Source organism: Nonomuraea sp. NPDC001684 (assembly GCF_053596515.1).
Genome location: NZ_JBSFGJ010000201.1, coordinates 1 through 16,499, shown reverse-complemented (window position 1 = coordinate 16,499; position 16,499 = coordinate 1). Strand labels below are relative to the sequence as shown.

General features: G+C 71.0%; 20 protein-coding genes. 8 read left to right on the top strand and 12 right to left on the bottom strand.

Features of this window, described 5'->3' with window-relative positions:
- Positions 1-181 (top strand): hypothetical protein (locus ACWCSD_RS29465; protein ID WP_449919620.1); only part of this gene is annotated, 181 nt, incomplete at its 5' end.
- A gap of 6 nt (positions 182-187) precedes the next feature.
- Here ACWCSD_RS29465 and ACWCSD_RS29460 read toward each other — a convergent pair.
- The 3 genes from ACWCSD_RS29460 to ACWCSD_RS29450 form a co-directional block, all read right to left on the bottom strand.
- The gene (locus ACWCSD_RS29460) at positions 188-1,177 is read right to left on the bottom strand and encodes a hypothetical protein (protein ID WP_449919618.1); all 990 of its coding nucleotides are present in this window, start codon (positions 1,175-1,177) and stop codon (positions 188-190) included.
- Entirely contained in the window at positions 1,177-2,571 is a 1,395-nt protein-coding gene (locus tag ACWCSD_RS29455) for a phenylacetate--CoA ligase family protein (RefSeq protein WP_449919616.1), read from the bottom strand. Before ACWCSD_RS29455 ends, ACWCSD_RS29460 begins: the two co-directional genes overlap by 1 nt.
- 575 nt (positions 2,572-3,146) lie before the next feature.
- Positions 3,147-3,821 carry a TetR/AcrR family transcriptional regulator C-terminal domain-containing protein gene (locus ACWCSD_RS29450; RefSeq protein WP_397157256.1) on the bottom strand — a complete coding sequence of 225 codons (675 nt, stop codon included), beginning with the start codon at positions 3,819-3,821 and terminating at the stop codon, positions 3,147-3,149.
- Positions 3,822-4,199: 378 nt separating this feature from the next.
- On the opposite strand from ACWCSD_RS29450, the gene ACWCSD_RS29445 reads away from it, so the two are divergent.
- Positions 4,200-4,676: a DUF6326 family protein gene (locus ACWCSD_RS29445; protein WP_397157254.1), complete on the top strand. Its 477-nt coding sequence runs from the start codon at positions 4,200-4,202 to the stop codon at positions 4,674-4,676.
- 61 nt (positions 4,677-4,737) lie between these two features.
- Here ACWCSD_RS29445 and ACWCSD_RS29440 read toward each other — a convergent pair whose 3' ends face one another.
- Entirely contained in the window at positions 4,738-5,640 is a 903-nt protein-coding gene (locus ACWCSD_RS29440; protein ID WP_449919612.1) for a LysR family transcriptional regulator, read from the bottom strand.
- Between the two features lie 188 nt (positions 5,641-5,828).
- Between ACWCSD_RS29440 and ACWCSD_RS29435 the strand changes: the two genes are divergently transcribed.
- Complete coding sequence (locus tag ACWCSD_RS29435; RefSeq protein ID WP_397157249.1) at positions 5,829-6,134, top strand: DUF1330 domain-containing protein; 306 nt, start codon at positions 5,829-5,831, stop codon at positions 6,132-6,134.
- 228 nt (positions 6,135-6,362) lie between these two features.
- On the opposite strand, the gene ACWCSD_RS29430 is transcribed toward ACWCSD_RS29435, so the two are convergent.
- The 4 genes from ACWCSD_RS29430 to ACWCSD_RS29415 form a co-directional block, all read right to left on the bottom strand.
- Entirely contained in the window at positions 6,363-6,662 is a 300-nt protein-coding gene (locus ACWCSD_RS29430) for a hypothetical protein (protein WP_397157247.1), read from the bottom strand.
- A 192-nt stretch (positions 6,663-6,854) separates the two neighbouring features.
- A complete protein-coding gene (locus tag ACWCSD_RS29425) occupies positions 6,855-7,304 on the bottom strand; it encodes a hypothetical protein (RefSeq protein WP_397157245.1) in 450 nt (149 codons plus the stop codon).
- Between the two features lie 377 nt (positions 7,305-7,681).
- On the bottom strand, positions 7,682-8,605 hold the full coding sequence (locus ACWCSD_RS29420) for an NADP-dependent oxidoreductase (protein WP_449919610.1): 924 nt from the start codon (positions 8,603-8,605) through the stop codon (positions 7,682-7,684).
- A 54-nt stretch (positions 8,606-8,659) separates the two neighbouring features.
- Positions 8,660-9,397 (bottom strand): SDR family oxidoreductase, encoded by a 738-nt coding sequence (locus ACWCSD_RS29415; RefSeq protein WP_449919609.1) that lies wholly within the window; start codon positions 9,395-9,397, stop codon positions 8,660-8,662.
- A 93-nt stretch (positions 9,398-9,490) separates the two neighbouring features.
- Here ACWCSD_RS29415 and ACWCSD_RS29410 point away from each other — a divergent pair, with 93 nt between their 5' ends.
- A complete protein-coding gene (locus ACWCSD_RS29410) occupies positions 9,491-10,351 on the top strand; it encodes a LysR family transcriptional regulator (protein ID WP_449919607.1) in 861 nt (286 codons plus the stop codon).
- 98 nt (positions 10,352-10,449) lie between these two features.
- On the opposite strand, the gene ACWCSD_RS29405 is transcribed toward ACWCSD_RS29410, so the two are convergent.
- On the bottom strand, positions 10,450-11,277 hold the full coding sequence (locus tag ACWCSD_RS29405) for an SDR family oxidoreductase (protein WP_449919604.1): 828 nt from the start codon (positions 11,275-11,277) through the stop codon (positions 10,450-10,452).
- Positions 11,278-11,334: 57 nt separating this feature from the next.
- Here ACWCSD_RS29405 and ACWCSD_RS29400 point away from each other — a divergent pair, with 57 nt between their 5' ends.
- Positions 11,335-11,817 (top strand): MarR family winged helix-turn-helix transcriptional regulator, encoded by a 483-nt coding sequence (locus ACWCSD_RS29400; protein WP_449919601.1) that lies wholly within the window; start codon positions 11,335-11,337, stop codon positions 11,815-11,817.
- A gap of 32 nt (positions 11,818-11,849) precedes the next feature.
- Here the strand turns inward: ACWCSD_RS29400 and ACWCSD_RS29395 are convergent, their stop codons facing one another.
- Positions 11,850-12,572, bottom strand: a complete 723-nt coding sequence (locus tag ACWCSD_RS29395; RefSeq protein ID WP_449919598.1) for a TetR/AcrR family transcriptional regulator C-terminal domain-containing protein — start codon at positions 12,570-12,572, stop codon at positions 11,850-11,852.
- An 85-nt stretch (positions 12,573-12,657) separates the two neighbouring features.
- Here ACWCSD_RS29395 and ACWCSD_RS29390 point away from each other — a divergent pair, with 85 nt between their 5' ends.
- Positions 12,658-13,485: an alpha/beta fold hydrolase gene (locus ACWCSD_RS29390; RefSeq protein WP_449919595.1), complete on the top strand. Its 828-nt coding sequence runs from the start codon at positions 12,658-12,660 to the stop codon at positions 13,483-13,485.
- Between the two features lie 31 nt (positions 13,486-13,516).
- On the opposite strand, the gene ACWCSD_RS29385 is transcribed toward ACWCSD_RS29390, so the two are convergent.
- Positions 13,517-14,335: an alpha/beta fold hydrolase gene (locus ACWCSD_RS29385; protein WP_449919592.1), complete on the bottom strand. Its 819-nt coding sequence runs from the start codon at positions 14,333-14,335 to the stop codon at positions 13,517-13,519.
- A gap of 59 nt (positions 14,336-14,394) precedes the next feature.
- Between ACWCSD_RS29385 and ACWCSD_RS29380 the strand changes: the two genes are divergently transcribed.
- Complete coding sequence (locus ACWCSD_RS29380) at positions 14,395-15,249, top strand: LysR family transcriptional regulator (RefSeq protein WP_397157232.1); 855 nt, start codon at positions 14,395-14,397, stop codon at positions 15,247-15,249.
- A 37-nt stretch (positions 15,250-15,286) separates the two neighbouring features.
- Here the strand turns inward: ACWCSD_RS29380 and ACWCSD_RS29375 are convergent, their stop codons facing one another.
- Positions 15,287-16,120 carry a LysR family transcriptional regulator gene (locus ACWCSD_RS29375; protein WP_397157231.1) on the bottom strand — a complete coding sequence of 278 codons (834 nt, stop codon included), beginning with the start codon at positions 16,118-16,120 and terminating at the stop codon, positions 15,287-15,289.
- Positions 16,121-16,191: 71 nt separating this feature from the next.
- Here ACWCSD_RS29375 and ACWCSD_RS29370 point away from each other — a divergent pair.
- Positions 16,192-16,499 (top strand): SDR family NAD(P)-dependent oxidoreductase (locus ACWCSD_RS29370; RefSeq protein ID WP_449919589.1); only part of this gene is annotated, 308 nt, incomplete at its 3' end.

Below are 16,499 nucleotides of genomic sequence, written 5' to 3'. Positions count from 1 at the left end.
GCTGGAACGGCTCGGCGGCGACGGTCCTCCGGTGTGGCGAGCCCGCGTTCTCAGGGAGCTGGGCCGGGCCTACGCCCTGCTGGGGCGGCACGAGGAGGCCGCGGCGGCGTGGCGCGGCTCCCTCGTCCTGTTCGGCGACGCGGCGGAGGGGCGGGAGGTGGCCGCGTTCCTGGCGCCCTGACCGACGCTATTCGCCGAGCCGCCACACGACCGGCACGCCCTGCGTTCCCGCCAGCCTGGCCTCCTTGCGCGCCAGCCCCGGTGTGGCGCCCTCGGCGACCAGCACGCCCTCGGGCGACAGGGCGGCCCACATCCCGGCGGGCGCGTCGGCCACCTCCAGCGCCCGGTTCACCTCCAGCGCCCGGTTCACCTCCGGCCGGGCCGGGGCGGGCGTCCGGCGGGCCTGCCACCGCCGCCAGTACAGCCACTGCACGACGATCAACGGCCCGAGCACGGTCAGCAGCGGCAGCAGCCGGCCATGGGACAGGACGAAGGCGATGGACAGAGCCAGCAGGACGGCCTCCAGGCCGGCGGCACACCACGCGGCCGCCTTCCCGTACGCCCGCAGCGCCACCACCGGCCAGATCGACAACATCAGGCAGTCGCCGAGCCCGATGAGGGCGGGATCGTCGCCATAGGAGGAGGCCAGCACGGGCGCGAACGGCAGCCCCTGCATCCGCTGGACGAAGTCGGCGGTGAGCGACGTCAGCCCGGTGGCCAGCGTGTCGTACAGGGTGAGGGCAGCGGCCAGCGCGGCCACCTGCGCGGGCGTGATCGCCGCCTGCACCCACATGTTCACCACGCCGACGACGAGCAGGATCAGCAGGGCGTCGTTGATCACAAGGAGCGCGGCCGGCCATCCCAGCGCGAAGGCGGTGACGTCGGCGGCGCACAGGAGCAGGGCGGCGATCATGCCCCACCGGCCGCCCAGCACGGGGGCGAGGGTGAGCTGGGTCAACGTCAGGACCACGAGCCCGAAGATCGACACGACGACGCCCGTGGGCAGGTGCAGGTACGCGAACGGCATCACGACCAGCGTCACCACCATGACCGCGATGTCCGCGCCCACCATCCGGCCGACCGGCGGTCTGGGCATGACGTAACGGCGCAGGTACGCGGCGGTGAGCGCGACGGCCGCAGCGACGAGGGCGTACAGGGCGAGCACGTACGGGGTCATCACAGTCCTCGCTCGAAGCTGATCTCCAGCAGGTCCGTGCGCAGCCGGCAGGGCGTGGGCAGGTCCTCGGCGGTCTCGACCAGAACGATGCCGGTCAGGGGCAGCCCGTGGGCGCGCTCCTCCAGCCGGCCGAGCAGGCCCTGCTCGGCCTTGCCAGCGACGACGTACAGGACGGTGTCCTCCAGGGCGTACCGGGTGGGCAGCGGCAGCGCATGCTCGGCCTGCAGCAGGTCCAGCACGTCACGCGTGGTCAGCCCGCCGGGCGACCTGCGGCCGAGCACCCGCGAGGTGGCGGGCAGGGCGGCGAGGGCGCACGTCGGGGGCTCGGCCAGAACCTGGACGAGGTCGCCGGTGACGTACCTGAGCAGGAGCGTGGTGTCGCGAAACGTGGAGTACGGCGTCACGACGATCGTGCCGACCTGGCCGGGAGCGGCGGGGGCCAGGGTCTCGGGGTCGAGTATCTCGACCAGGCCCTGGTCGGCGGACAGGTGCAGATGACCGTCGGGGCAGACGCGGCCGGACACCGGGGCGATCTCGGTCATGCCGTACCCGTCGCGGACCTCGGCCCCGAACGCGTGCTCCGCCCGCTCGCGCAGCGCGTCGGTGAGGACCTCGCCGCCGGACCAGATGGTGGTCAGCGCGAAGTCGGCGGCCCGCCAGCCGCCCCGCTCGGCCTCCTGCACGAGCGCCGCGAGGTGGGAGGCCGGCACGTTGAGATGGGACATCTGCGCGCGCTTGCCCGGTACGTGCAGCGGAGTGGCCAGCCGGTCGAGCGTGGCGGCCGGGTCGATGGTGCCCAGGTGCGCGAACACGGCCCCGGTACGGGTGACGGCCCGTTCGGTGAGGATCTGCGCGACGGACCGCGAGCTGCTCGCGTTGGCCCACACGTCGTCCGTGCGCACGTTCCCGGACATCATGAGCGAGAGCGCCGACAGGCATGACAGCAGCTCGATCTCGTAGGCGGAGAACCACACCAGCGTGGGCGTGCCCGTCGTGCCCGTCGTGTGCGCGAGCACGGATGGCCTGGCCAGGTCGGAGACGAACGCCGCCGGCCTGCCGCGCAGGTCGGCCTTGGAGGTGGGGGCGATCGAGGACAGGGTTTGCGGGGTGATCGAGGCCGGGTCCACGCCGTGCTCCGCGAACCACCGCCGGTAGTAGGGGCTCTCCGCCGCCGCGTGGGCCACCGTGCGCCGCAGCCGCCGCCGGGTGAGGTCCTCCTGGAGCTCGGGGTCGTTGCCCGCGATCAGGTCGTCGGCGCCCTCGCCGGGCGAGCCGAACGTCTCCAGCGTCTCGCGCATGTCGTCGACCAGCGTGTAGACGTCCCGCAGCCGGAACCTGCGCCCCGACATCATCGACCAGGCGTAGCCGAGCTGGCGTACCGCGGTGCCGAACACGCCGCTTTCCTCCCGTCGTGGTGTCCCCCGGGAGAGCTCCCGGGGGATCACTCGCTGTTCGTCAGACCTGCAGCCCGAAGATGGCGCTGGACAGGGTGCTGACGGCGTACTTCGCGTAACGACGGGCGGTCTTGACCATGACGAACTCCCAGTTCCTCAGGGGGCGCACCGATCGCGCCCTCTGCGATCAAGAGTGGGAGCCGCTGCCAGAGATCCCCTAGAGAGTCGCTACAAAGTCATTACAAACAGCTGGTCGCGGCCCTGTCCGCGCTACAACGCCCGCGGCCTGCAGCCTGTCGGCGGGGTTGCGTTCGACGATGTCCATGGCGATCCCCAGGCCGGCGCCATGAGCGACGACCGTGTTCCCGTGGGCTGAGGCCCGCGAGCACGACGACCGCGATGACCGGGCCCGGCACGTCTACGGCCAGGCCACGCTTGCGTCCCGGCACCTTCTGGCGACGTCCCGGCCGGTCGTGGTGGCGGGGACTGACCGAGGGGTGCGCGGCCTTCCATGCCGCGAGGACCGGTAACACTACAAACCCGCACGATCACATGACGACATCACCGATGGAGGCTCACGTAGGCACTCGCAGGGGCTCCAGGGCGGCCAGGACGAGGTCGAGCCCGAAGGTGAACTCCTCCGCCGGGTCGTAGCCGGCAGCGGCGAGCACCGCGGCGGACTCGTTGAGGTAGGGGAATTCGTCAGGAGGAAGCTGGGGCAGGAAGACGTCCTCGGTCATGTCCGCGAACTCATCGGCGGTGTCGAACGGCAGGCTGGCCTCCTGCAGGGCGAAACCGTAGACATAGCTGTCGATCAACCAGTTGGCGTGCGTCGCCATCAAGACCGGGAAGCCGGCCCTCCGCAGGCAGGCGGTGACCGCTTCGCGGTGGCGGAGGTTCGCGGGACCCGGCGATGTCCGCGACTCCATCAGGCCGATCGCCCACGGGTGGCGTGCGAGAACCTGTCGGGCGGATACCGCCCGGCATCGCATCGCTGACTGCCAGTCGGTCTCTTCGGGCGGGAGCTCGATCTCCTCGAACACGACGTCGATCATGGCGTCCAGCAACTCTTCCTTGTTCGCCACGTAGTAGTAAAGCGACATCGCGCCCGCGCCGAGCGCGCCGGCCAGCCGGCGCATGCTCAGCCCGTCGACCCCCTCGCGGTCGGCGAGCCGGACCGCCTCGACCACCACCCGTTGCCTGCTCAGCGCCGCGTCTGACGCCACCTGGCGTTGTTCCTTCGCAGACACGGGTCTCCTCTCGCTCGCTCGAACGGCTTGACAATCGTCCAGCGCACGGTCATGGTACAGCGTACTACCAGTAGTACGCTGTACGACGTACGGTGTACGAACCGGCCGGAGACGTTGCTCGGACGTGAGGAGGCTTGTGGGAATCGAACAGCGGTCGAGTGCCGGAGCGCGCCTGGCGCCGGGGGCGAGTCCGGCCGGGACGACGGCGATGCGGGCCGCCGGCCAGCCCCGTTACGGCCTGCCCTAAGCGCTCGAGTCGTCCGAGGTCCGGGCTACCGCTGCCCGGCCGAGGCGATGTGCTCGTCCAGGTGGGCGCGGCCTCGGTACATCCCTGCCGCCACTCCGGCGGAGGGACCGCTCCTCTCGAAAGAAGAACCGATGACCACCCGAACGAAAACCGCGACCCTGCTCGACAACCGGCCGGTCCCCGTCCACGCCAAGCTCGCCGCCGCATGGACCAGCTTCATGTTCCTCTACATCTACGTCGACTACTTCCACCTCCACAAGCCCGGCGTCATCGACAACCTCCGTGCCGGCGTCGTCTTCGAGTTCGACGTCAGCCCGACGTTGTTGACCATGATGCTCGCGTCCGTGGCGATCCCGGCCCTGATGGTGATGCTCTCCATGACGCTGCCCGCCCGGGTGAACCGCGCCACGAACCTCGTCGTCGCATCGCTCTACATCCCCTACTCGGTGTTCAACGCGGTAGGGGAGTCCTGGGACTGGGCCCCCTTCTACGGCCTTTCCATCGGGATCGAAGTGCTGCTCCTGGCCTTCATCCTGCGCTCCGCCTGGACATGGCCCCGAACCCCCGCCGTCCCGGCCGGTCCCGCGATGACCGACCTTCGACAGTAGGTGTCCGTGTAAAGCCCTACCTCGCTACCGCAGGCGTCCGTCTCGCTTGGCCTCTTGCGCGTCAGTCCGACAGCCAGTGCAGCTCGTGCGCCAGGGCTTTTGCGACGGCACGGATGCGGCGGTGAAGCGGCGACTGCTCGCGCGGGAGGACCACGTGGATCGTCAGGCTGGGCGCGCCGCGCAGCGGTCGCCAGGTGAGACCGGCCGGTTGTGTCGTGACCGCGGCTTCTCCGGCCGGGGCGAGGGTGACCCCGTCGCGCAGATCACGTTGGGACATGTCGAAGGAGACTGCGGGCGTGTGGAATCGCGGGTATGGTCGGGCGTCTCGGAACAGTGCGGACAGCTGATCGTGGATCACGGGGTTGGCCGCACGGTCCGGAAGCCGCAGCGGATACGCGGCCGCGACGGCGATCTCGATCTCCGGGTGTTCGGCCAGCGGATGGTGCTGCGCCAGCTGGACCCCGACGCGCATGCGCCGCAGCAGGAACCGGCGCACGCCACGGCCCGGCTGTTCACCGCGGGTGATCCCGGCCTCGATGCGGCCGTCGGCGACCGCGGGGGTGATCTCCGGTGTCGCCATCGGGACCGCGCTGACCTCGAGTCCGCTATTGCCGCGAGTCAGCCTGTCCACCAGGGCCGGTACCGTCTCGGCCCCGGCGCTGAGGCTGTAACCGATGCGCAGCGTGCCCAGTTCGCCGGCCGCCGCGCTCCGGGCGGTGTCCCAGGCCCGGTCCAGCGCCGCCAGCGCGGGCGGCGCGGACTCCGCCAAGGCGGCACCGGCCGTGGTCAACACGACGCTACGCGTGTTGCGGACCAGCAGGGCCGTGCCGAGTTCCGCCTCCAATCGGCGCATCCGGGCGCTGAGTGCGGGCTGTGCGATACCGATCCGTGCGGCCGCGCGGGTGAAGTTCAACTCCTGCGCCAGCACCAGGAAGTACCGCAGGCTCACCGTGTCCGGCGCCACGCGCCCTCCCCGCCGATTGATAACGATTCGTTCTGAGTCTATCCAGAATCGGTCTTTCCCTCGGCCGTACATCGAGCCCTAACCTGCGCATATGGCGATTCAACCGGCCGCAGCACCCGTCGCCGGGATCGGCCGATTTGAGGGTCAATTCGAAGTCGGACGTGTCCGGCCAAATACAGGAGGTTTCCATGGCTAAGGGCTACTGGGTCAGTGTCTACCCCGCCATTTCCGATTCTGAGGCCCTGACTGCCTACGACAAGCTGGCCGGTCCGGCTGTCCAGGCTGGGGGCGGGCGCAACCTGGCCCTCCTCCCGTCCCGTGGCGGTCGAGTCGTCGCCCACGAGGCCGGAATCACGCAACGTGTCGTGCTGATCGAGTTCGACAGCTTTGACCAGGCCGTCGCGGCATACGAGAGCGAGGCTTACCAGAAGGCGCTGGTGGCATTCCCCGACGGCGTCCAGCGCGACTTCCGCATCATCGAAGGCATCGACTGACAGTGAGGCTCGCCGGGCGTGGACCTGGTGCCGGCGGGCAGGCTGTCGGCACTGGCTCGCTACGGGCCGGTCTCCAAGGCGCCGACGTCGCGAGATCTGGAAAGCGATCGGCAGGCGGCCACACCTGCACGGCATGCCCGGATGATCGCGGCGGCCGGAGGGTGTGTTTCCGGCTTCAGGTCAGCCCCTCCAGGTCTGGAGGGGCTGACCTCTTGTGGCTGGTCGGAGTCAGACGGTGGTGGCCAGCCAGCCGATGGTTTCGCGGGTGTGGTGTCCGTCGCTCTTGGTGGCGCCGGCGAGGATCTCGTTGATGCGGATCCGGAAGCCCTGCGGCGTCACGTCCGCGATTCTGAGGCCGGGGGTCTCGGGTCCGTTGAAGGTCTGGACGAAGGGGATGACGATCACGCGTGCCCCGGCGGGGAACGGGGTCGGGAACGTCACCTGGGTGAAGGTGGAGGTGTCGCCGCCGGTGGTGGCCACGGGGTGGGTGGAGTCCAGGTCGAGGATGCCGGTTTGGATCATGCTCATGCGGGGGCTCCTTGTGGTGAGAGTACGGCTTTCCGGGTTTCGCGCTATGTGATCAGAATCCCGGTCCTTGCTACTGAATGTACATATTTGAACACTTGGAGTGATATGTGGCGGCAGCGGGCGACGACGACAGTTTGACGTTCGCCGCCGAGCAGTACGGTCCCCAGTCGTTTCGCCTGCGGGTGTCGGCGCTCAGACGGCGCTCACCCAGTGCGCCATGATTCCGGTGCGCCCATCGCCACCACTCTCGATGACGGCCTCGCCGGTCCCGATGCGGTAGGCGTGAAGTGTCACGACGTCTCCGGCGGCGAAGGTCTGCAGGAGCGTCTGCCCGGCGGTGGCTCGCAGTGTTGCATTGACACCGGCCAGGCCGCTCTGTGCCTCACTGCCGGGAAGGAGCACGCCATTGATGAACAACGCTGTGTGGACATACAGATGCGGCGACACCACAGCCACCGCGTGGAGGGCGTGATAGGAGACCTCCCATACACCGGGGAAGGGGATCTGCAGATCCGGAACCTCAGAGACCTTCTCGTGGACACGGTCGGCACCCCTCAGCGGGTGGCCGAAGGCGAGCGGGCCCGTCTGGAGCCATACTTTCGAGGCTCCCTGCTGGGGAGACGCGGTGTTGGGTGCTGACATGTCTGGCACACCTTCCGGATGAGGGCCTTCCGCCCTTCGGTGGGGACGAGCCACTGAACAGGCGCGGGTTGTACGCGCATCGATGCGTCTCTTTGAGTATTCGTTCAACTCCGTTCTGTATTCGAGAGAGAGATTACTGTCCCTCCGGCCACATAAGCCCCACTACGGGTGCCCACGAAAACGTCTCTGCCATCGTCATCGCGGCGGGGAGGGCGGCGGGGAACTACCGTCGCCTGCCACGAGGAGGTCCGGCAGGCACGGATCTGCCGAACGTGTCGCCCGCGTTGTCGCGGCCGATCAGGGGCAACCGGACAGTCCGACGGGGATCCGCCTGCGGTTGAGCAGAGTCTTGAGCGGGCTGCGTCGCATGGTGCCGGTCAGGGGCTGAGCACGATCTTGCCGTGGGTGTGTCGGCGTTCGAGTTCGGTGTAGGCCTGACGGACCTGCGTCAGCGGGTAGACGTTGGCGATCGGGACTTCGAGGTGCCCGTCGGCGATCAGGGCGGCCAGTTCGGCGAGTACCTCAGCGCCCGGCCTGCCGTTGGTTCCGGGTTCGGTCTTGACCCCGTACCTCGCGGCCGCCGCGAAATCGGCGATGGTGTCGATCCGTTCGGCGGCGACGCCGAGGGCAAGGGCCATTTCGACGTACCCGCCGCCGTAGGCGTCGATGAAGGCGTCGATGCCGCTCGGTGCGGCGGCCTTGATCCGGTCGATGACGCCGTCACCGTAGGCGATCGGGATCACGCCGTGTGTTCGCAGCCACCCATGGTTGTGCTCGCTCGCCAGGCCGATGACCGTGGCTCCGGCGCGGCGCGCGAACTGCACGGCGAGCGAGCCGACTCCTCCGGCTGCCGCGGAGACGACGACGGTCTCCCCGATGTCGAGTTGTACGGAATGCACTGCTCGCCACGCGGTCACTCCGGCGACGTACAGGCCGCCCGCCACCTCCCATGAGACGCTGTCCGGCTTGGGGGTGAGGTTGTCGACGTCGACCAGGACCAGCTCGGCCTGTGCTGCCCGCCGCTCGGAGAACCCGATCACCTCGTCGCCGACCGCGAATCGGTCGACTCCGGCGCCGACCTCGGCGACGATCCCGGCGAGGTCGCTGCCCTGCCCGGACGGAAAGGTCGAGGGAAAGATGTCGGCCATCGCGCCGGTGCGTATGGCCGCCTCACCGGGGTTGATGCCTGCGGCCTTGACCCGCACGAGGACCTGCCCGCTCCCGGGCGCCGGCCGGTCGACCTCGTCGACCCGCAGCACCTCGATTCCACCGAACTCGTCGTATCTGACTGCCTTGGTCATGGTCTTGCTTCTCCTGTGGCGCGATGCGCGGCCGGCGTCGAGAACGGGAAGGTGTTACCAGGGCACGCTTCCGGCGTCGTCGAAGAATCCGCCGGTCGGTCCGTCGTCGGGCAGGGTCGCGAGGTGAATCGCGATGGCCGCGCCCTGTTGTGGCGTGCGGACGCCCTGGAAGCCGTTGAGGTCGGTGGCGGTGTAGCCGGGGCAGCCGGAGTTGATCAGGATGTTGGTGCCGCTCAGTTCCTTGACGTATTGGATGGTGAGGGCGTTGAGGAAGGTCTTCGAGGCCAGGTAGGCGGCGGGAACCGGGCCCATGTCGATGCCCGGTGTGGTTTGCAGGGCGAGTGAGCCGACGCTGCTGGACATGTTGACGATCCGCGGTGCTGCCGAGTCGCGCAGCATCGGCAGCATTGCGTTGGTGACCCGGATGACGCCGATCACGTTGGTCTCCACGACGGCTCGCACGGTCGCGGGCTCGACCGTGGTCGGTGTCTGCGGCATTCCGCCGATGATCGCGGCATTGTTGACCAGGACGTCGAGCCCCCCGGCATGCCCGGCGATCAGCTCGGCCGCGGCGGCGACACTCTCGTCGTCGGTGACGTCGAGGGGCACGCCGAACGCATCGATCCCGGCCGCGCGCAGCTTCTCGACCGCGGTGTCGCGGCGATGTCCGTCCCTCGCGCCCACGCCGATTCGCCAGCCAAGGGCGCCCAGCCCTGCGGCGATCTCGTATCCGATTCCCTTGTTCGCGCCGGTCACCAGCGCGATCGTCCGTTCGCTCATGCCGTCGATCATGTTGCGGACTCGGGTGGGGCGTCCAAGACCGGTAAGGTGGACGGCGATACCGCACGGGTATCGGCCGTGGTCAGCGCTGGATACGATGAGCCGGTGGAGACGCGGGAGTTGCGATACTTCGTCGCCGTGGCCGAGGAGTTGCACTTCGGACGGGCGGCACAACGGCTCTCGATGGCGCAACCACCACTGTCGCGGGCGATCCAGCAGCTGGAACGGCGGCTCGGAGTCGTTCTGCTGCACCGCACCGCTCGCGCCGTCGCCCTGACCGAGGCCGGGTCGGTGCTGCTGCGGGAGGCCCGGCTCGCGCTCGACGCGGTCGAAGCCGCCGAGCGCCGCACCCGCCGCGCCGCGGCCGACCAGCCCGGTGTGGTCCTGGCCACCAAGGCCGGAGCGTCCAGGGAACTGCTGGCGAAGCTGCTGCACGCCTACGCCGCTGAACCGGGCTCAGTGCCCGTCGAGGTGATGCTGTGCGGGCCGGGCGAGCCGGAGGGTCTGCTGCGCACCGGGCGTACCGACGTCGCTCTGCTCCACCGGCCATACGACACGACGGCCGGACTCGACACCGAGGATCTGCACACCGAACAGCAGGTCGTGGTCCTGCCCAAGGGGCATCCGCTCGCCAACCGGGCGTGTCTGTCGTTGGCCGAGGTCAAGGCCCAGACGGACCTGCCCCTGCCGCGCTGGCCCGGACGGGATGGCGGCCATCCGGACGGCCCCGGCCCGCAGGTGCGCGACCATACCCAACTGTTTCAACTGATCGCGCTCGGACTGGCCTGCGCCGTCGTCCCCGAGTCGCTCCGCGACCAGCTGCGCGACGACTACGCCATCGTGCCGGTCCCGGACGCGCCGGCCGTCACGACCGTCATCGCCTGGCCGCCACACAGCAGATCCAAAGCCGTCGCCGACCTCGTCCGCACCGCAACACGCCTATGTGCTTGCTCACTGACGGGGTAATTCCGCAAAGAGCGTGACAATCACGAAGCAACTGTGGATGCGAACCATTCGGAGTCCGACGCTGCCCGTCCCCGCGAGGGCGGGCCGTACTGCTCTTCTTAGCTGAACGCCGCGGCGTTGCGGGCCGCCCAGTCGGCGTAGGTGTGGGGCTCGTCGCCGGTCAGTTCGCGTACGGCCGGTGACACGTCCGCGGCCCTGCCGACGAACGAGGCGAACAGCGTGAGCATCGAGTCCACGACCGGCGCGGGGGTATGCGCGATCAGCTGCTCGCGCGCCTGCTCGGGAGACAGTTCCTCCAGACGCAGGTCGCGGCCCAGGACCTTGCCGAGGATCCGAACCCGGTCGGCCGTCGTCAGCGAGGCGGGCCCGCTCAGCTCGTACGCCTTGCCCGCGTGCCCGTCGTCGAGCAGCGTCCGCGCGGCCACCGCGGCGATGTCGCGTTCGTCGATCGGCGCGGTGGCGGCCTCGGCGAACGGAGCGCGCACCACGCCGCCGTTCTTGACGCCGGGCGCCCACCGCAGGTCGTTCGCCATGAACGCGCCGGGACGCAGGAACGTCCACGGCAGCCCCGACCCGGCCACGGCCCGCTCGTACTCGGCGTGCGCGCTGCCCAGCACGCCGGCCTGCTTCATGGTCACCGCCAGCGCGGACAGCAGCACCACGTGCCCGAGGCCGGCCCTCGCGGCCTCGCGCAGGAAGCCGTCCACCTGGCCGGCGGCCGGGAGCAGGAACGCGCGGTCCGCTCCCCGCAACGCGACCCGCAGATCCTCTGCCTGCGACATGTCGGCCTTGACCACCTCCACGCCGTCGGGCAGCCCGGCCCGCTCGGGGTTGCGGCTGATCGCCCGGACCTGCTCGCCCGCCCCGAGCAGCAGATCCACCAGCTGACGTCCGACGTTTCCCGTGGCGCCTGTCACCAGAATCACGTCTACCTCACTTCGGATATCCGAACTGTTTGGATATGGGCACTGTAACCTGTGACCGTGACGGACCCCGTTTCGCCCCCGCGACTGCCACGCCCCGAGGAGGTCAGGGAAGCCCTCGGCTTCGTACCCCTGGTGGAGGCGTACTTCCGGCGGGCCCAGGCCGAGATGCCGGACCGGATGCGGGAGATCTTCCGCAGCCACGGGCTCACCGGAAGGCACGGCGCGGTCATCCCGCAGCTGACCGTCGAGTCGTCGCTCAGCGTGAGCGAGCTGGCCGACAGGATGGGCGTGTCGCTGCCGACGGCGAGCGAGCTGGTGGGCGACCTCAGCCGGGCCGGCCTGGTCGAACGCCGGGAGGATCCGGCCGACCGCCGCCGCACCCTGGTGTCGCTGGCCCCCGACCATCGGGCCATGGTCGAGGGGTTCGTCGCTCTGCGCGCCGCGCCGCTGCTGCGCGTTCTGGACAACCTCTCGCCGTCGGACCGGCAGGGGTTCGTGGCGGGTCTGATCGCGTGGGCGCACGAGGTGCGCAACTGGTGACGCCCGGTCCGCGACGGGACCGGGCCCCGGCGCTATGACGGGGGCGCGCAGCGGGTGGCGAGGCCGTCCAGGAGGCAGTCGAGGCCGAACGTGAAGCGGCGCTCGCTCTCGCGTTCGACGTCGATCTCGCCCGTGGCGGCCATCCGGCCGGCCAGCGTCGGGTGGCGTTCGGCGACCTGGCGCAGGTAATCGGCCGCCTGCTCGTCCCAGCCGGACCCGGTCCCGCTCATCCGGGCCAGCGTGTCGCGCCAGGCGACCTCCGCGATGACCGCGCCGACCACGTGGTCGTTGACGGCGGCCATGGCGGCGTCGAGGTCGGAGCCGGCGAACCCGGCGCTCTCCAGCAGGCGCAGCCCGGTTTCGGCCAGGGCGAGCGCGTTCGGGCCGAGGTTGGGCCGCACGGTCAGCTCGGACAGGGCCCACCGGTGGCGCAGCAGCATGGCGCGGTTGCTGCGGGCCAGCGCCGCCAGGCCGTCCCGCCAGCCGGACGTGCCGGGGCCGGCGCGCACCTCGCCCAGCACGCGGTCGAGGGCCAGCTCCAGCAGGTCGTCCTTGGTGTGGACGTACCAGTACAGCGACCCGGCGGTCACCCCCAGCTCGGTGGCGACGCGGCGCATCGACAGCCCGCGATGACCCTCGGCGTCGAGGACGGCGACCGCCACCTCGACGATCCGCTCGCGGGTGAGCTGACGGTCGCGCGGCGGCCGCTCGGGACGCAGCCACACGGACCCGCCGGAGGACTCTGACGACGGCACGCGATCACCCTACCCGCCTTGACGTCGCCTTCCATTCCCTTATACAACGTTCAAGAGTATTAAACACCGTTCAAGGAGGAGCCGGATGCCCGCCCTGATGTTCCGCCCGAACGGCCCGCTGCCGGGCGACGTGCACGTGACCGCGCTCGGCCCCGAGTCCGGGCCGCCGGTGATCTTCGTGCACGGCTCCACGAGCTGGGGCGACGACCCGGTGTACGGGTTCGCGGCGCAACGCCCGCTGGCCGCCCGGTTCCGGTTGCTGCTGATGGACCGCCGCGGCTACGGCGGCAGCCCGGACGCCGGGGACAGGTTCCCCGGCGACTACCTGGCCGACGCCGACGACATCGCCGAACTCCTCGGCGCGGGCGCGCACCTGGTCGGCCACTCCTATGGCGCCGTCGGAGCCATGATCGCGGCGGCGCGGCGGCCCGAGGCGGTGCGCTCGCTCACCTTGGTCGAGCCGGGCAGCTACCAGGCGGCCGCCGACCACCCCGCCGTGGCCGAGGCGTTGCGCGCCAACCGCGCCGCCTACGCCGACCTTCCCGACCTGACGCCCGAGGAGTGGCTGCGCGCCGCCGCCGGCTCGACCGGCATGCCCGAGCCCGGCACGGGCGAGCGGCGGTTGCGCGCGGCCGCCACGGCACTGCGCGAACGCGTCTGCTGGGAGGCGGGCCTCCCGCTGCCCGCGCTACAGGCGGCGTCCTTTCCCAAGCTGGTCGTCTCGGGCACCTGGGAGGGCGCGCCCGGGCCGTACCGGGAGCGCGGCGGCGTCCCTCTCATGGCCTGCGCACGGGTCACGGCCGAGCGGATCGGCGCCCGGCACGAGCAGGTGCCGGGCAGCGCCCACTACCCGCACGTCGAGGCGCCGGAGCGGCTGAACGCGCTGCTCACCGCCCTCTGGTCCGGCGCCTGACTGCCCCCGGAAGCGTCACGGGAGAGGCCCGTCAAGCCAGGAAGAACGTCGCCAGCGTGCGGGCGACCAGTGCGGGGTCGTTCTCCATGGGGATGTGGCCGGCCTCGGGGACCCGCACCAGCGTGGTGTTCGGCACCTCGTCGGCGAACCGCTGCGCGTAGCCGACCTGCTGGAAGGTGTCGTCCTCGCCCCACACCAGCAGCTTCGGCGCGTCGCAGGCGAGCAGGGCGGGCATCAGGTCGAGGGTGTATCGGCTGTCGGCGGCGCCGGCCAGCGCCATCCAGGACCGTCCCACGCGTGGTTCGCGCCACGGGTCGAGGTAGTCGTCCATCTCTTCTTCGGTGACAGGCCGGGCCAAGGCGGTGGTGACGGCCACGCGCCGGGCGGCGAGCAGGTCCTCCACGGTGGTGGCGGCGACCACGGCGGGGTCGCGGTAGCGCGCCACTCCGGGCACCGGCCAGGAGTCGTAGCTCACCGAGTTGACCAGCGCCAGCCGGGGAACCGCCAGCTCGCCGCCGGTCAGCAGCTGCTGGGCGACCGCGCCGCCGATGTCGTGCCCGGCCACGCCCGCGGGCGCGTCCATGCCGAGCGCCGCCGCGAACCGCGTCACCCAGGCGGCCAGCGCGGGCACGGTGGCCGTCTCCAGCGTCAGCTCCCCTTCCGAGCGGCCCAGGCCGGGGAGGTCGACGGCGACCGGCCGCAACCCGGCCGCGGCCAGGTCGTCGAGCACCCGCAGCCAGACGCGGCTCCAATACGTGCCGTGGAGCAACAGGACCTGCGGGCCGTGCTCGCCCGCCGTCAGATAGCTGGCCGTACGGCCGTCGACGTCGATCGTCATGCGTGTGGACATGGCCATAACCATCAGGGAATGGGCCACCGCCGGTCAAATACCGCTTAGGGTATGGCCCCATGACGTTGACGCAGCTCCGAGCGCTGATCGCGGTGGCCGAGCAGGGCGGGTTCACCGCGGCGGCGGACCTGCTCGGCATGTCCCAGCCCGCGGTCAGCCGCGCTGTCGCCGCTCTCGAACGCGAGCTCGGCGCACCCCTGTTCGTCCGTCACACCGACGGCATCGCCCTCACCGAGGCCGGGCGGCGCGCCCATCTTCGCGCCCGTGAGGCTCTTCGCCACTTCGACCTGATCCGCGCGGAGGTGGCGGCCGCCGCGGGTGAGGTCACCGGGCCGCTCCGGCTGGCCAGCCTGCCCAGCGCCACCGGCACCCTCATCGCCCACCGGTTGCGGACCTTCACCGATCGCCACCCCCAGGTCCAGGTACGCCTGTTCGAGGGGGCCGACGACGACGTCCGCGGCTGGCTGCGCGGGGGCGCGGCCGAGGTCGGCGTGGTCACGCTCCCGGCCCCCGGCCTGCACACGATCCCGCTCAGCACGCACGAGATGGTCGCCGTGGTGCCGGCCGGCCATCGCCTGGCGGGGCAGGAGACCGTCCACATCACCGACCTGGCCGGGCAGCCGTTCATCCTCACCACGGCGGGCTGCCGTCCGCTCATCACCGACGCGGCACGCCGGGCCGACGTCCAGCTCGACGTCGCCTACGAGGCCGGCGGCCAATCGGCCATCCTCGAAATGGTGGCCGCGGGCCTGGGGGTCAGCATCGTGCCCACGCTCGGCCTGCCGGCCCGGCTCGGACCGGTCACGACCAGGCCGCTCGAACCGCGCCTCACCCGGACGCTCGCCCTGGCCGTCCTGTCGCCGAGCGACTGCGGACCTGCCGTACGGGCCTTCCTCGACCTGGCCGAGCAATGACCTCTGGCAGGGTCGGGGCCTGACGGCGCTCTCCTCCTCATCGTGATGCGACGCTGGTTGCGGTGCGGACGAATGCCGCGAGTGCGGGTGCTCGGCCTCCTTGTGGCCAGGCGAGGACGAGGGTGGTGGGCTCGGCGTCGGTGACCGGTACGCAGACCAGGTCGTCGCGGAGCTGGCCGCGTACGGATGCGGGCACCACGGCGACCGCGCGGCCGAGCGCGATGAGCTGCAGGAGCTGGCCGACGTCCCGTACGGACAGCTCGTTCGAGGTGTCGGCCGACCAGTGGGGCATCGTCTCACCGGCCAGGTCGGCGAGGCGCACGCTCGCCCGGCCGGCCAGGCGGTGGCCCCGGGGGAGGACGACGACCTGGTCCTCGGTCAGGAGTTCCGCGAAGTCCAGACCGGTCAGATCGGTGTTCGAGCGGTGCAGCAGGCCGACGTCGGCGCGGCCGTCGCGGATCATCCCGGCGCGCTCGTGGGCCGCGCACAGGACGATGTCGACCGGGACCGCGTCCGGCTCGGCATCGTAGGCGGCCAGGATGCCGGGCAGCAGGCCGCAGTCACCGCCGGGTTTCATCGCCACGACCAGCCGCGAGACGGGCCGGGCCGCCCGCTGGGCGCGTCGCACGGCTGCGTCGACCGCGTCCAGGGCCCGGCGGCTCTCGGTGAGGAACACCTCGCCGGCCGGGGTGAGCGCGACCCTTCGGCTGCTGCGTTCCAGCAGGGTCACGCCCATCCGGCGTTCCAGCCGGCCGATCGCCCTGGACAGCGGCGGCTGCGCGATGCCGAGACGCTCGGCCGCCCGCCCGAAGTGCAGTTCTTCGGCGACCGCCACGAAGAACGCGAGTTCGCGGGTCTGTAAGCGATCCATACCCTGAGGGTATCGGCCGAGACTCAGCCGGGCATTGTCCTGCCGTGGCCCCCGGTGGTGAGGTCGTCCCCATGACGGACAGCACGATCGCCCTGATCACGGGGGCGAACAGGGGAGTGGGGCGGGCCGTCGCCCGCCGGCTCGCGGACCGCGGCGCGACGGTGCTTCTCGGCTCCAGGGATCTCGGGCGTGGCGAGGAGGCGGCCGAGGCGCTCCGGTACGGCGGCGGTGACGTGCACGCCATCGTGCTCGACGTCACCGACGCGGCGACGATCGAGGCGGCCGCCGGCCGGATCGGCGACCGCTTCGGCCGGCTCGACGTGCTGGTCAACAACGCCGGAATCTCCGGCAGCCCCGGGCCCACGGAGCCGGCGGCCGC

What these genes read in the sequence shown, in the direction of transcription:
- ACWCSD_RS29460 (WP_449919618.1), bottom strand. Translation starts at nt 1,177, where the DNA reads ATGACCCCGTACGTGCTCGCCCTGTACGCCCTCGTCGCTGCGGCCGTC.
- ACWCSD_RS29445 (WP_397157254.1), top strand. Translation starts at nt 4,200, where the DNA reads ATGACCACCCGAACGAAAACCGCGACCCTGCTCGACAACCGGCCGGTC.
- ACWCSD_RS29435 (WP_397157249.1), top strand. Translation starts at nt 5,829, where the DNA reads ATGGCTAAGGGCTACTGGGTCAGTGTCTACCCCGCCATTTCCGATTCT.
- ACWCSD_RS29430 (WP_397157247.1), bottom strand. Translation starts at nt 6,662, where the DNA reads ATGAGCATGATCCAAACCGGCATCCTCGACCTGGACTCCACCCACCCC.
- ACWCSD_RS29425 (WP_397157245.1), bottom strand. Translation starts at nt 7,304, where the DNA reads ATGTCAGCACCCAACACCGCGTCTCCCCAGCAGGGAGCCTCGAAAGTA.
- ACWCSD_RS29420 (WP_449919610.1), bottom strand. Translation starts at nt 8,605, where the DNA reads ATGACCAAGGCAGTCAGATACGACGAGTTCGGTGGAATCGAGGTGCTG.
- ACWCSD_RS29415 (WP_449919609.1), bottom strand. Translation starts at nt 9,397, where the DNA reads ATGATCGACGGCATGAGCGAACGGACGATCGCGCTGGTGACCGGCGCG.
- ACWCSD_RS29390 (WP_449919595.1), top strand. Translation starts at nt 12,658, where the DNA reads ATGCCCGCCCTGATGTTCCGCCCGAACGGCCCGCTGCCGGGCGACGTG.
- ACWCSD_RS29385 (WP_449919592.1), bottom strand. Translation starts at nt 14,335, where the DNA reads ATGTCCACACGCATGACGATCGACGTCGACGGCCGTACGGCCAGCTAT.
- ACWCSD_RS29380 (WP_397157232.1), top strand. Translation starts at nt 14,395, where the DNA reads ATGACGTTGACGCAGCTCCGAGCGCTGATCGCGGTGGCCGAGCAGGGC.
- ACWCSD_RS29375 (WP_397157231.1), bottom strand. Translation starts at nt 16,120, where the DNA reads ATGGATCGCTTACAGACCCGCGAACTCGCGTTCTTCGTGGCGGTCGCC.